Here is a 14,768-nt window from a genome sequence, read left to right as displayed (position 1 = left end):
CCTAACTTTTATTATGTATTTGTTGTTCCTTTTCAGCAATATATTTTTCACTTTTCATAATAATATCCTTGATTGATTTTTCAGAATTTTTAGTTAATGTTTTCAACGAATTACTGAATAAAGAAGAACTCGCATTAGAACAAATATAGTCTCGGCCTTCTATTTTTTTACAATGGAAATGAATTCGACAAAATTGTTTAATGTTTTCATTTAAATCTGATATATCAATGTATATTGATAAAAAATTATTTATTCTAAATTTATAAATTGAACTATGATAGTAGAAAAGAATGTTCCTATTTTCAATTAGACTCTTAAAATATTCATTTTTAGTAATTTTTCCATTACCATACTTTTCAGAGATTAGTTCATAAATTTTCTTCCTTCTTTTAGATGTTACTTTATGATAATATACCTCTTCAAAATAGATGTTAATAAGAGTAAAAAATAATGGGAATGCTATAGTATATATATTGACTTTCCCTATCCCAAATGATAAAATTCCAACAAATACTATAAACACAACTAAATGCATTATTAGATTTCCTGTTTCAATCTTTATTTTCAAATTATTGTCTAGTTTTTTAGTGTTAGGTAACGGTTTTGGCTAGGCTTTGTGCGGGAAGAAAATCGCCAAGATTTTCGAACACGGACTAAGCCGAAGCTTTTTGTTTGGATTTGTATTTTTTAGTTAAACTAAGCCAAATCAACAAGATTTGGCGACTTAGTAAATATACACAAAACTTTGAAGTAAGCACAGAACCCGTATGAAGTTTAGCCAGTGTTGTAAACTGGCTTTTCTCGAATTTATGTTCTCGTTACTTTTATGTTTGTATTCAATTTTAAAATTTCATTAAATAAATGATTCATTAGTTTTAGGACTAATATAGATTTCATCAAAACCTCCAACTTTTACTATTAATCCATTTAGTGCTGTAGCAGGTTTGACTCCTGACCAAAGCGTTCCTCTAACAATTATTTTAGTGATTTTTTCGATTTTAATCAATCCTTTTAGAGGTCCGCTTTTATATTTTAATTCAGTTTTGGTCAATTCATATTCAGTTCCAAAATATAACCACAATAGGAATCCGATTACTGCTAAAATTGATAAGTCTAGAAAAATAAAATTCAAGTTATTATATCACTCAATATTAATTCCAATTAAAAGAATTGTTGTTAAAAACCCACACATTCCAATTGTGAAAATTTTCATGAATAAATCTTTTCTACTCTTAAATTTCATGGTGGTTTAATTGTTTTATGGTTATTGAATATAATTTGCAACTACATATAATAATGCAATTATCATAGGGTTAGTTAATTTATAGAATATTAGTGCAATAATAAACCAAAGAACAAGTCGTATCACATATTCGTTTTTCGTTTTAGGAGTATAGACGTTAATAAATGTTATAATTGTGTAAATTAAAATAGGGAAGATGAACAATATAGATGGAATTGTAAATAGAACTCTCAAAACGTTAGGGTTAATATTATGTTTTTTTCCTAAACGGTAACATGTTCCAAAAAACAATCCATTTTCAGGTTTTTCGAATATTTTCTTTAATCCCATTTTTCAATTACTGCTTGTTTACAACGGTTTTGGCTAGGCTTTGTGCGGGATTGAAAATCGACCAGATTTTCGGACACGGACTAAGCCGAAGCTTTTTGTTTGGATTTGTTTCTTTTAGTTTTAACTAAGCCAAATCAACAAGATTTGGCGACTTAGTAAATATACACAAAACTTTGAAGTTAGCACAGAACCCGCATGGAGTTTAGCCGGTGTTAACTGCTGGCTTTTTATTTTTCTAGTAATTGTTCAACTTCTATTAAAAGTTTCGGCAAATGAATTGTTACTATTCCCCAAATTATAGTATTGTCAACACTGCCATAAGCATGAATTACCCAATTTCTAGTGTCAACTATTTTCCGTGCATTTTCAATTACTATTTCATGTTCAATTTTTAATATTCGATTAGTCGCTTCTCCAATAATTTCAATTTCACGTTCAACAGCTCTTCTCAGAATCTTGTTTTCTTCGTATTTGAAGAAATCTCTTTCATTTCCTAAATATTCATTAATAGATTCTATCGATATTTTTATATCGTAAAGATACTTTTTAACTTCACGCTTCATATATTAATTCTTTAGATTCATTAATACTTTCAATGAAATATGGGTTTTTCAATGATTTTTCAGTAACTAAGTCAATTTTTCTATTAAAGATTTCTTTTAATTTATAGTGAAGAGAGAAGTAATTTTCGGTGTATTGTTCAACTGAAATATTATCATCAAAAGTTATTAAAAAGTCGATATCACTTTCTGGTTTAAATTGATTTGATACAACAGAGCCAAAAGCATATAACTTTTTAACTTTCAGTGAACTACAAATATTTCGTAGTTCATTAATTTTATTAGAAAGAAGTTTTTGTATCATAATTATTCAGCTTTAGATACAAATTTACATTATTTAAATGATTTTCTAATTTTTAATGTTTTTTTATTCGCTTGCAGTTAACGGTTTTGTATAAAAATCAGTTTGGGAGAAAACGTCGAAGACTTTTCGAACCGAGCGATTTTTATGTTTAAAAGTACAGAACTTTGGAGTATGAACCAAACCCAAATTGTTTTTATGCGGTGTTAGCCTGCGTATTTTTCAACCTTTGAAAAATATTTCAGCAAGAGATAGTTTTTTTTAGAATTAAAAACTTAATCTTTCAGCTTTTAAGATTTCTTTTTTTGTTTTCGTTTTTAGAATTAAGCTTTCAAAACTTGGAGGTTTTTAAAAATATTTTAAGAGTAAATTTATTTTTCAATAATAATTTTAGGATAGCTACGAATTATAAAATTCTCTATCAGACATTAAAAATATTCATTAATAAAAACTTCTCAAGCCTATTTTAAGCTACTTTCTCAGTGTTTAAAAAACTTTCAAAGAAATAATGTTTTCGCGACTATTTTTTTGCTTAGCAACGATTTGTAAAGATATTTATCGATTAGAAATAAACTATCAACAAGTTGTTAAACGACTGAATAAAAAAACAACGAAGCTAACCGAAAAACACCTTTAAACGACTTTTTCAATGTAATTGTAAAAATCTTTCAGCGATTGAATTTTTCATAAAAAGAGAATAATAAAATAGGGAAGTGGTTTACTTTTAGTTTTAGCGGTTCTGACCTATGCTGGCTAACGGTTTTGGCTAGGCTTTGTGCGGGCTTGAAAATCGGCCAGATTTTCGAACACGCAACTAAGCCGAAGCTTTTTGTTTGGTTTTGTTTCTTTGGTTTTTACAAAGCCAAATCAACAAGATTTGGCGACTTAGTAAATATACACAAAACTTTGAAGTAAGCACTAAACCCGCATGAAGTTTAGCCGGTGTTGGGTAACGTTTTTATACTTTCAATTTATTAGGGTTCTTTCGATTACTAAAAAAAGATAATATTTGAACAGTTTTATTATTGTTATTTTCTCTGTAATAGATAGTATTCAATTTATGTACTACAGCTTTTCTAACCTTTAAATGTTTAGACTGAGGAAATAAAGAAGGATTTTCAGCTATTAGTTTAACTGTAGTTTCAATTTTCTGAGAAAGTTTTTTAGATTCTCTTTCAGTCCATTTTAACTCTAAATATTCAAAAACTTCCTTTAATTCATTTAAAGCGTTATCTGTCCATTCAACCTTATAACCACTTTTCATATACCTTTCTAGCTTCAGAGTGAGAGTTTAGATTTCCATTGTCAGCATCTATAATACCTTTTTCAATAGATTTTTTTTCAGATTCAGAAATTTCATTCCACCAATCTGCTGTCTCAGATTTTCTAAGCTCTAATATTTTCTCAATCAGTGATTTGTCGTTAAGAGTTGTTAACCACTGTATTAATTCTATTTTAGTATTTTGAATATTCATTTCCATATTTCAAAAGTAATAAAATTCTAATTGAATATAGTTTTTCGGTGCTACTTTTTAATGTTACCCAACGGTTTTGGCTAGGCTTTGTGCGGGCTTGAAAATCGACAAGATTTTCGAACACGGACTAAGCCTAAGCTTTTTGTTTGGATTTGTTTCTTTGGTTTTCACAAAGCCAAATCAACAAGATTTGGCGACTTAGTAAATATACACAAAACTTTGAAGTTAGCACAAAACCCGCATGAAGTTTAGTCGGTGTTGTACATTGGCTTTTTTAGAGACTTTATTTTCTCGTTATTTTGATTTTATTATTTAATTCAAGGATTTTTTCAATAAAAAGCTCATTAGTTTCAGGAGTAATATAAACTTCATCGTAGATTCCACATTTTATAATTAAACCATTCGAAGCTGTTGCAGGCTTTATTACAACAAATGTATTACCATTAAGAATTATTTCGGTTATTTTCTCAATTTTCATTTTACCACTAACAGGACCACTTTTATATTTAAATTCAGTTTTATTTAATTCATATATAGTTCCAAAATAAGTCCAAAGAATTAATCCCGCTGTAGACAACATCAATATAGTCACAAAGATATTTATGGGTTCATTTAAGCCTCTAAAATAAACTTCTACAAAAGTTAATACTAACATTAATGCTACAAAAAATCCAGTAAATAACTTGAAAAAGGTAGCTTTTCTACTTTTAAATTTCATTTTTTTCTATGCTTATGTACAACGGTTTTGGCTAGGATTAGTACGGGAGTGAAAATCGACAAGATTTTCGAGCACGGACTGAGCCTAAGCTTTTTGTTTGGATTTGTTTCTTTTTATTTGACTAAGCCAAATCAACAAGATTTGGCGGACTTAGTAAATATACACAAAACTTTGAAGTAGGACAGGAGCCCGTATTAATTTTGGCCGGTGTTACAAGCTGGCTTTTTTTAAATAGATTAAAGTATCAATTTTTTTAGTATACATTTTTTTGCGAGTTCTAATGTATGGTAATCTGTCGAGTCCTTTTTTATCTATTAATATCTCTAAAGCTTCATTCAATGATTTAGGATGTAGTTTTTTTCCAATAATTTTTCCATTAGGGCCGATTAAGTAGCTAAAAGGTATTCCTCTATCGTAATATGATTTAAAAACAGGAGATTTCCATCCTTTCAAGTTATTTAAATTTATCCATTTCAATTTATCTTTTTTGATTGCTTTTAACCATTCTTTTTTGTTTTTGTCTAAGGAAACACTAATAATTTCAAATCCTTTAGAGTGATATTTTTCATAAACTTTCACAAGTTCACGATTTTGCATTCTACATGGAGTACATGATGAAGACCAAAATTCTAATAAAGTATATTCATCTCTTAAGTCAGAAACCCATCTAGTTTTTCTGTTTTCATCTTTCATTGAAAAGTCAACATATTTATCGTTAAGATCAACATTTTTATGAACTAATTTGGGAGTTATTTCTCGCTTTTTTTCATTTCGACAAGAAGTTAAACTAAATGTCAAACATATTATGAATATTATTTTTTTCATTTTGCTTGCTTGTAACGTATTTTGCTATGGTTAGTGCGGGCTTGAAAATCGACAGATTTTCGGACAAGCACTTAGCCAGAGCTTTTTGTTTGGATTTGTTTCTTTTTAATCACAGAGCCAAATCAACAAGATTTGGCGGACTTAGTAAATATAGACAAAACTTTGAGAAAACACTAAACCCGCATTAACTATGAGCAGGTGTTGGTAGTAGATTTTATATTTCTAATCCAACATGATTATTTGGTAAATCATATTTCCACATATAAAATACATCAGCTCTACTTTCTGCTCGTTCAAGTGTATCTTTTTCACCAGTAATAACAACAACGTCCCAGTCTTTTTTTGTCATATATGCAATAGGGATTTTTAAATCAAATTCACCAGTTTCAAAAATAGTTGTATCATATTTTTTATTATTTTTCCACGGACAAATAAAAGGTAGTATTGAAGAATCACCTACATATTCTTTAAAAGCTTTATCAAATTGAGATTTCAATTTTGTATTATAATATTCAGGGAAATCATAACAATATTTTTCATGAAATTCGCTGCTAATTAAAAAGTCTGAAAAATATTTATCTACTAAATTTAATGCTTTATCAAATATAGGTTCATAAACTTGCTCTCTCATTATTTCTCTTTTATCATAATCGAGAACATATTTTGTAGCAATTCCAAGAATGATAGGGTTAAATAATTTTGTTCTTTTTGAAAACTTTAAAAAATTCAACATATTTTCAGGAAGTCCTAAGTTAAATATGTAATATTCATCGTTTAATGAATTTTTGTTTTTATTTATATAATCCCATATTTTTAAATTATTATTAACCTCGTTTTTTGAAACTGGATAGAATGTAAATCTCAAGTTAGGTCTAGTTCTCAAACCTTTTAAATGATTAACTTTTTTTAAGAAATTATCTATTGAAGTTTTGTCTTCTTTATTAATTTCATGGTTAGAAATCCATATATAATTTTCTATCATAATTTTTTTTTTCAATTTACTACCAACGGTTTTGGCTAGGCTTTGTGCGGGATTGAAAATCGACAAGATTTTCGAACACGTACTAAGCCGAAGCTTTTTGTTTGGATTTGTTTCTTTGGTTTCACAAAGCCAAATCAACAAGATTTGGCGACTTAGTAAATATACACAAAACTTTGAAGTAAGCACAGAACCCGCATGAAGTTTAGCTGGTGTTGTGTGTAGGTTTTCTAATCTCTTATTTTTATATTTCTTCTATTATTGATTTACCTTTTGATTTATCTCCTGATGTCCATTCCCATTCTTCATATAAACGAATTTTTCCATTTGGTAAGATTTCAGGTGTAGATTTACATATTCCTGTCATTAATTCATTTTCGTAGTTTAATTGATGATATCTCATTTCAATATTTCCATTTTTAGAAATTACTCCGATTAAATGACCTGTTTTAATTTTTCCACCAGAATATTCTGAAGTCAAAATGTTTTCTACTTGTTTATATTCAAATATAGTTTCTTCAGATGTTTCTCCATTTTTAGTATTACTAATAGCTTTAAATTTTTTCCCGTTATAATTCATTTTTGTAAATAGTTTCATAGTGTTCTACAGTAGGGAAAGGATCGTAGTAATCATGCAATAATTCTTTCCATTTAAAATATTGTTCAGATTTTCTAAAACCAATTTCATGACTTTCGATATCTATCCAATTAACAAGAAGAATATATTGATTCTTAATTTCAACACATTTTTTTAAAGTATGTCCTTTATAACCTTCAATTGAGCTAATGTATTGACTAGCTTCAACAAAATCTTTCTCGAATTTCTCTTGAAGATTGTTTTTTACGTTGAGTATTGCTACTTCTAATATCATTTTTAGTTTTTTTTTGACTTACACACAACGGTTTTGTATAAAAATCAGTTTGGGCGAAAACGTCGCAGACTTTTCGAACCGAGCGATTTTTATAGTTTAAAAGTACAGAACATTGGGAAAGAAACCAAACCCAAATTGTTTTTATGCGTTGTTAGCTTTTGCAGCTTTCCAATTTTCATTTTATTTAGAACTTTCGATGAAACTTAGCGTAATTACTGAATTTTAAAATAACTTTCATTTTCAGCTTATAAAAAAGTATTTTGAAACAATAAATTTGACATAGCTACTACTTTTATAAACGCAAGGGTGATTTTCGGTAGAGTATAATTTTTCATTTTCATTTTTTAAAAGATTTTCAAGGAATAACTTTTTGCATTGCTACCGTTTCATTAAACGTAAGAGTTATTTCAGCGTTGCTACTTTAAAATTCAGCGTAACCAAGATTTAGAAGAAGAAATCTTTCAGTAAGTTTAACTTTCTCAACAAGTAAAAAGTTATTGGGGTTTATATTTATGAATTATCAGCAAGTAAAAAGTTTAGAAAAAAAGTAGGAGAGAAGTGGTTTCAATTTTCTAAGAATTTTTATGATTTCTGAAACTGCTAAAAATTCGACCGAATTTTACTGCCTGTTAAAGCTAACGGTTTTGGCTAGGCTTTGTGCGGGAAGAAAATCGCCAAGATTTTCGAGCCGTGACAAAGCCGAAGCTTTTTGTTTGGTTTTGTTTCTTTGATTTCACAAAGCCAAATCAACAAGATTTGGCGACCTAGTAAATATACACAAAACTTTGAAGTTAGCACAAAACCCGCATGAAGTTTAGCCGGTGTTAGCTACCGTAATTTTCTATGAATTTCTAATGTATCCTAATTTTTGTAAATCTTTAATACTGTTTGTTAAATGTGTTTTCCCATTATTTATAACATATAAACTATCACTGATTTCAGTTATATGTTCATACATATGATCTGTTATGATAATTCCTTTATTTTGTTTTTCTCTAATTATTAGTTTTTTAATTGTTTCAATATGCATAGGCATTACTTGAGAAAACGGTTCATCTAGCATGCAAAATTTAGTTTTAGAAACAAGTATTAAATAAATTTCAATAATTCTTCTTTCTCCACCAGATAAATTTTTCAGTTTTGATTTGTAATGCTTTTGAAATTCAGGAAAAAATGATGTTAAATCTGAAAAATCTAGATTAAAATCTTTCAATAACCTTTGCACTGTTAAATACATAGGAATAAATTTATTTTGTGGAAGATATCTAATATCTTTTGGAGAACGAGCAGATTTAAATAACGATGAATTATTAATTCTTATAGATTTATCATTAGGAATAATTTCTCCATATATAATTTTCATAAGAGACGATTTTCCTGTTCCATTTCTTCCTAACAGTCCTGTTATTATTCCAGTTTCACTTTTTAAATAAACATTATTTAGAATAACTGTAGATTTAAATTTAAGGAGAACACTATCTATTTCAAGAATATTTTTCATGTGAATTTAAGTGTTAGAACTATTATTGTTATGAATAAAGATAAATCAATTGTAAAGGTTGAAATCCATAAGTTTTTTTTAGAAAGTCCAAGATTTTTATAATAAAAAAACTCTTCTTTTTTATGATTATTTATATAGTAGTAAGTAAAGCCCAATGTGAATATTTTAAACCAAAATACTGCTGTGATTCCTCTAATTCTCCATGTGCTAATAATTGATACACAAGCGAGATTAATTATAAAACTTAAAAAAGCATATAATCTATAAAAAATCAATATCAACCTGATGATTTTCATTATGGTAGCCAACGTTCTGGCATATGAAAATCAGCGTTAGATATTCAGCGACCATTCAGCCAAGATTAAAAAAAATAAATTAACAACAAATAACGAGAAAGCACAAACAAGCTGGTTTTTATATGCGGTGTTGGCTAATCGTTTTTCACGCGGTAAATTCATTCAACCGTTTTCAATGAATGATAAATTAAATATCAAATTATTATGAAAATAAAATATATTTCAAAATTTTTCAATTGTTTTTGGAGGACTCAATATTTTCTAACATCTTTATTTTCAATTCTTTTATGTTTTTTGTTGTTTCAGCAAAAGAGTCTTTATAAATTAAAAGTTCAGATTCTAGAGCAACGTTGTGTTTTGTTAAAAAATCGTTGTGTTTTGTTAGAGAGTCATTTATCTTTATTAGATTCAATCCATTTGCTTTCAAATCGTAATTTGATTTTAAATAATAAGCAGTTACAGAACCAAAAATAATAGTTAATATGATAGGGGTAATTTTGTACCAATCTAAAGGCTTTTTGTTTTCAAGTAGCTTCTTGATTAATTTTTTACTTTTCCGAACTTCAATTCCTTTTTGTTTTATGATAAAATACGATACACCATTTATAGTTTTATTAGTGTTTGGTTGTTTTACGATTCTTACTACATCAAGATTTAAAATTTTTTCCTCAATTTCTTTGTATTCAGTTAATGATATTCTATTTCTTAGAATACTAAAGTTAAAATCAAAAATCTCGTTAGGCTTCATTTCGTTAAGGAGTTGGTATATTAGTTCAACTTTTTCTTCTGTATTTTTCATTTATTTACGGAGATTCAAAAATGTTAGCCAACGGTTTTGTATAAAAATCAGTTTGGTGAAAACGTCGCAGACTTTTCGAACCGAGCGATTTTTATAGTTTAAAAGTACAGAACATTGGGAAAGAAACCAAACCCAAATTGTTTTTATGCGTTGTTAGTTTTTAGCAATTTTTTAAGTTTCAGCATTATTTAAATTTTTCAAAGAATAAAAAACATAGCATTGCTACTTTAAAATTCAGCGTTGCTACTGCTTCATTAAGCGGAAAGAGTAATTTTCAGCAAAACTATAGTTTTATTAAATTTTTCATTTTTAAAAGACTTTCAAGGAATAACTTTATGCATTGCTACTGTTTCATTAAACGCAAGAGTTATTTCAGCGTTGCTACTTTAAAATTCAACGTAACTACGATTTACAAAAAGAAACTTATCGGTAAGTTAAAATTTCTCAACAAGTAAAAAAGCTATTAGATTTTAAGTTTATGAATTTTCAGCAAGTAAAAAGTTTAGAAAAAAAGTAGGCGAGACATGGTTTCAACTTTCTATGAATTTTTATGATTTCTGAAACTGCTAAAAATTCGACCGAATTTTACTATTGTTAAAACTAACGGTTTTGTGTATGATTAGTGGCGTGTTTAAGCACCTAATTTAGCAAATAAAAACCGAATAGAAAATCCGCGAGGATTTTCGTAAGTAGGCGAGAACCAGCCATTAATTATACACGGTGTTGCCAACAGTATTTTTTAATCCTTTGTTTTTCCTTGTAATTTAATTGGCTGTATTCCAACAACTTTATTTTTATCGTCAAATATTATTTTAATCAGTTCGTTCGGTGGATTTGAGTTGTCATCTTTATATTTGTATTGAAGCATTGTAAAAACGCTTCCATCAAGTCCAGCTTGAATTCCGCTGTAAATCAATTCCGTTTCTCTTTTAAAGTCTAAATTGTCAATCAATATATTTAACTGTTCATCTGTCACAGTTTTTAGTATTAATTCTGATAAATATTCTTTTGACTTTACTAAATCTTTATTTCCTAAAGTTTGAATAAATTCTTGTGATATTATTTTCAACGTGTCAAGCTTTTTCTCGCTTAATTTAGGTTCAATTTTCTTTTCTTTTTTTGTGTTTCTAATGTACAATCTAATTCTATGAGTTGGTGCAATTGTAACCATTCCTCTCTTTTCGTAATAGTTTGACACAGAAGTGTACATTTCGATTTCAGTACTATCATTCGGAAACCATTTATCTTTCTTTTTTAAACCGCCTTTTTCATTTGCTTGTTTTAGATTTGATAAATCTCCTTCCGATTCAGGTTTTCCATAAATATCTGTAATAGTCTTTTCTAAATCATTGTGTTTTTTGATTAGGGCTTTTTGATATTTCTTCGATTTTTTGTCGTTAGTATTAGACTTTAACGTTAGTAAACTTTCGTCCCATTCATAAAGTATATGAGACATTACAGAATCTTTTTCTTTGAAATAGTAATAAGCAACAAGGTCAGAAATTACTTTTTGTTTTCTTTTAAATTTTATTGGTTGAGCAGTTCCATCAAAAGATACGTGATTTCTGATATTCGGAATTTTTTCGCTACCCAACTTTTTCTCCATTTCTAAATATTGATTTAGTGAAGTATTGTGAATATCAAATTCAAATTCTTGTCCAAAAACAGCTATTCCGATTAATAAAAATCCTAATGTTAATGTCTGTCTCAAAGTTTTTCTCATATTGTTGGCAACTTAAAAGTATATGAAAAGTAGCGAATTTTAAAGCACTAACTTTTCGTTACTATATATAGTATAAATTTAGAAAAATAAACCATTGATATCACAGGAATACCGCTATTTTTTATATACACTGTTGTGTTTAGTATCATGTCACTATTCTCATTTGTCGAAGACATTATTTTTATCTATTTGATACGGAGTATCTCCGAACACGTTGCTACGAGCTATAAAACGCTTCCTCAAGTTTTTACTTTTCAGTATATATTCTTTATTTAGGAATAAGGAATGTCTGCTGAAAATTCTATCGAAGGCTACTAACATTTATGCCATTCTTTTTATCTTTTCAATTTTATTCAATAAAAAATAATCTTGTTATAAAACTATAAATACTTGATTTTTAAATATTTATTGAATAACTTCAAACTGTTGTACGTTCCAACGTACTGAGAGCGAGCTCTCAACGATGCAATCGAACAGTTTGATGATAGGTAAATTCATTCTTCATTTTACCTATCAAAAGATAAAAAGAGTGGCTTCGTTATCACATACCTTCGATAGAAGCTAAAAAAATGGGGGAGTCCTTAGCTTCGGAGATATTAAACACCAACGGGTTTGTATAAAAATCAGTTTGGGGAGAAAACGTCGCAGACTTTTCGAACCGAGCGATTTTTATAGTTTAAAAGTACAGAACATTGGGAAAGAAACCAAACCCAAATTGTTTTTATGCGGTGTTAACTTTTGCAATTTTATAAGTTTCAATTTATTATGAACTTTCATTGAAACTTAGCGTAGTTACTAAAAATTCAGCGTTGCTACTGCTTCACTAAGCGGAAAGAGTAATTTCAGCAAAATTATAGTTTTATTAAATTTTTCATTTTCAGTTTTAAAAGACTTTCAAAGTATAATTTTTTGCATTGCTACTGTTTCATTAAACGCAAGAGTTATTTCAGCGTTGCTACTTTAAAATTCAACGTAACTACGATTTACAAAAAGAAACTTATCGGTAAGTTAAAATTTCTCAACAAGTAAAAAAGCTATTAGATTTTAAGTTTATGAATTTTCAGCAAGTAAAAAGTTTAGAAAAAAAGTAGGCGAGACATGGTTTCAACTTTCTATGAATTTTTATGATTTCTGAAACTGCTAAAAATTCGACCGAATTTTACTATTGTTAAAACTAACGGGTTTGGCTAGGGAATGTTTGGGTTAAAAAGTAACGGAATTTTCAGCCACGTAACAAACAAAAGCCTTTTAATTATTTGTAACTAAAAATAATGTAAAAGGCTTTTGTGACCAAGTAAAAAGTAATAAACTTGGGGAAAGGAAGGAAAGCCCAAATGTTTTTTAGCCGGTGTTAGCTTTAGTTATTTATAAAATTATTAATATTTTCATTTGAAGATAAGACATATCTTATGGGTTTATTTTTTTTATTTTCTAAAATTAATCCTATTTTAATTAACTCTTTCATGTCTTTACTTGCTGTTTGTCTAACTATTTCGTTTTTTTCAGAATAATCTTTAAGCGTAATAGAATTTTTGTTTTTCATATAAAAATACCCAAGAAGATCTGCTTGTCTTTTGTTAAGACCTTTTTGAATTAGTTTATAAGCTATAGAGTTTGCCTGTTCTCTCTCTCGTATTTTTTTATCTCGGTATTGAGATAGTTTCTCAAAAGCAACTCGTAAATTTTTAATAGAATAATTAATGAAATAGTTTAAATCATTTTCATCATTTTCAGTTTTTAAAAATGCTTTATCATATTGTGTTCTAGATTCTAAAATTACTTTTGAGATTGATATACTCTTAATTAGTGAATATTCTTTTTTAATTAAATACCAGTAAAAAAGTGCTCTTGCAGTTCTACCATTACCATCTAAGAAAGGGTGTATGTAACCAATCATAAAATGTAAAATAGATGCTTTAACAATAGGATGAATAAATTCATTGTCATTATTAATAAATTGACATAATTCAGACATAAGATTCAGTACCTCTTCATGATGTGGTGGTATGTGAGCAATTTCACCATCTACATGGTCTGTAACAAAAACTTCTTTTGTTCTAAAATCCCCCGCACAACTCTCAGCTTCAGTTTTAAGAGTCATGATACTATGTAGATCTATAATGAATTTAAAATCTAGTTCTTGATCAATAAACTCGTTTATAAAATGAATTGCTTTTAGATTATTAAAAATCATCTGTTCAGATTCATTTTTAGGATTTCTCCCTGTTTTTAACATGTCCTTAGCAACCTCAGTTGTTGTAGCTGCACCTTCCACTTGTGATGAAGATATTGCTTCTTGTAAAATGGAACTTTTAAAATATTCGAATCTATCAGAAGGCATTATGGGGTTTTGTTTTAGTCCTCCAATTAGCTTTAAGTCAAATTCATGTAATTCTTTAAGTTGATGAGATGATAAATAATAATTGAAAACATGTTTACCAAATGTTAGTTTTTGGTATTTTAATTTTCTATGTGTTTTAACTAGTGACCAATTTTCTGTTTGAGAATTTAAAGGTAAATTATCTCTATATTTTAATTCATCCCAATAAAAATAACGTAAATCTGTTTTATTTAAAAAAGCAGAATATTCTGTAGAAGTAACTTTTTCTAAGATTTCTAAATCTAATTTTACTACTGGTGGTTTTTCAAGCTTCATAATTAAACATTGTTAAATTGTAGTTCAAAAATAACAATGTTTTCCGTTGTCACCAAATTTACATAGGTTTTTAATTAAAGCTAACGGTTTTGTATAAAAATCAGTTTGGGAGAAAAGGGCATAGCCTTTTCGAGCGTACTGATTTAGTTAGTTTAAAAGTACAGAACTTAGGGAAAGAAACCAAGCCCAAATTGTTTTTATGCGTTGTTGCCTTTTAGCAGTACGGATCATTAATTTTCAATTCTTAGTTTTTCATTTTCTTCAGGGATTCTACTTTACAATTCATTGAGTAAATCTCAATAATTCCAGACTCAGCGTTGGAATATAAATTCAAACACTCAGTTAGAAATTCTCAAAGCGTATTAGTTTTCAGTTTTTAATAAATTCTCAACGTTTACAATTTAAATTCAGCGTTGTCACGATATTTTAAAAGAAGCTAGAGTAATATGTATCGTTTATAATAATATATCAAGGATTTAGAGAGTGAATG

Annotated in this window: 15 protein-coding genes; all 15 read right to left on the bottom strand. The window is 28.1% G+C overall.

Features of this window, described 5'->3' with window-relative positions; translation table 11 throughout:
* Position 1 precedes the first annotated feature (1 nt).
* On the bottom strand, positions 2–568 hold the full coding sequence (locus ACY2IJ_RS02905) for a hypothetical protein (protein ID WP_476725669.1): 567 nt from the start codon (positions 566–568) through the stop codon (positions 2–4).
* 285 nt (positions 569–853) lie between these two features.
* On the bottom strand, positions 854–1,081 hold the full coding sequence (locus tag ACY2IJ_RS02900) for a PH domain-containing protein (protein WP_476725668.1): 228 nt from the start codon (positions 1,079–1,081) through the stop codon (positions 854–856).
* A 719-nt stretch (positions 1,082–1,800) separates the two neighbouring features.
* On the bottom strand, positions 1,801–2,136 hold the full coding sequence (locus ACY2IJ_RS02895; protein ID WP_476725667.1) for a HepT-like ribonuclease domain-containing protein: 336 nt from the start codon (positions 2,134–2,136) through the stop codon (positions 1,801–1,803).
* Positions 2,126–2,437 carry a nucleotidyltransferase family protein gene (locus ACY2IJ_RS02890; protein WP_476725666.1) on the bottom strand — a complete coding sequence of 104 codons (312 nt, stop codon included), beginning with the start codon at positions 2,435–2,437 and terminating at the stop codon, positions 2,126–2,128. Before ACY2IJ_RS02890 ends, ACY2IJ_RS02895 begins: the two co-directional genes overlap by 11 nt.
* A 955-nt stretch (positions 2,438–3,392) precedes the next feature.
* Entirely contained in the window at positions 3,393–3,698 is a 306-nt protein-coding gene (locus tag ACY2IJ_RS02885) for a type II toxin-antitoxin system RelE/ParE family toxin (RefSeq protein ID WP_476725665.1), read from the bottom strand.
* The gene (locus ACY2IJ_RS02880; RefSeq protein ID WP_167897024.1) at positions 3,682–3,915 is read right to left on the bottom strand and encodes a hypothetical protein; all 234 of its coding nucleotides are present in this window, start codon (positions 3,913–3,915) and stop codon (positions 3,682–3,684) included. Before ACY2IJ_RS02880 ends, ACY2IJ_RS02885 begins: the two co-directional genes overlap by 17 nt.
* Positions 3,916–4,192: 277 nt before the next feature.
* Entirely contained in the window at positions 4,193–4,627 is a 435-nt protein-coding gene (locus tag ACY2IJ_RS02875) for a PH domain-containing protein (protein WP_476725664.1), read from the bottom strand.
* Positions 4,628–4,837: 210 nt separating this feature from the next.
* Positions 4,838–5,452, bottom strand: coding sequence for a peroxiredoxin family protein (locus ACY2IJ_RS02870; RefSeq protein WP_476725663.1), 615 nt, complete (start codon positions 5,450–5,452; stop codon positions 4,838–4,840).
* A gap of 214 nt (positions 5,453–5,666) precedes the next feature.
* Positions 5,667–6,434 (bottom strand): hypothetical protein, encoded by a 768-nt coding sequence (locus ACY2IJ_RS02865; protein WP_476725662.1) that lies wholly within the window; start codon positions 6,432–6,434, stop codon positions 5,667–5,669.
* Positions 6,435–6,675: 241 nt separating this feature from the next.
* Positions 6,676–7,011, bottom strand: coding sequence for an avidin-fold protein (locus tag ACY2IJ_RS02860; RefSeq protein ID WP_476725661.1), 336 nt, complete (start codon positions 7,009–7,011; stop codon positions 6,676–6,678).
* Positions 7,001–7,303, bottom strand: coding sequence for an antibiotic biosynthesis monooxygenase family protein (locus ACY2IJ_RS02855; RefSeq protein WP_476725660.1), 303 nt, complete (start codon positions 7,301–7,303; stop codon positions 7,001–7,003). The genes ACY2IJ_RS02860 and ACY2IJ_RS02855 overlap by 11 nt, the downstream gene beginning before the upstream one ends.
* 841 nt (positions 7,304–8,144) lie before the next feature.
* On the bottom strand, positions 8,145–8,804 hold the full coding sequence (locus tag ACY2IJ_RS02850; RefSeq protein ID WP_476725659.1) for an ATP-binding cassette domain-containing protein: 660 nt from the start codon (positions 8,802–8,804) through the stop codon (positions 8,145–8,147).
* A gap of 528 nt (positions 8,805–9,332) precedes the next feature.
* Positions 9,333–9,899, bottom strand: coding sequence for a hypothetical protein (locus tag ACY2IJ_RS02845; RefSeq protein WP_476725658.1), 567 nt, complete (start codon positions 9,897–9,899; stop codon positions 9,333–9,335).
* A 739-nt stretch (positions 9,900–10,638) separates the two neighbouring features.
* A complete protein-coding gene (locus ACY2IJ_RS02840; protein WP_476725657.1) occupies positions 10,639–11,610 on the bottom strand; it encodes a hypothetical protein in 972 nt (323 codons plus the stop codon).
* 1,369 nt (positions 11,611–12,979) lie between these two features.
* The gene (locus ACY2IJ_RS02835; protein WP_476725656.1) at positions 12,980–14,278 is read right to left on the bottom strand and encodes a Fic family protein; all 1,299 of its coding nucleotides are present in this window, start codon (positions 14,276–14,278) and stop codon (positions 12,980–12,982) included.
* Positions 14,279–14,768: the final 490 nt, after the last annotated feature.

The organism is Wenyingzhuangia gracilariae (genome assembly GCF_056387575.1).
The sequence above is the reverse complement of the archived record's forward strand: the minus strand, read 5'-3'. Positions and strand labels throughout refer to the sequence as shown.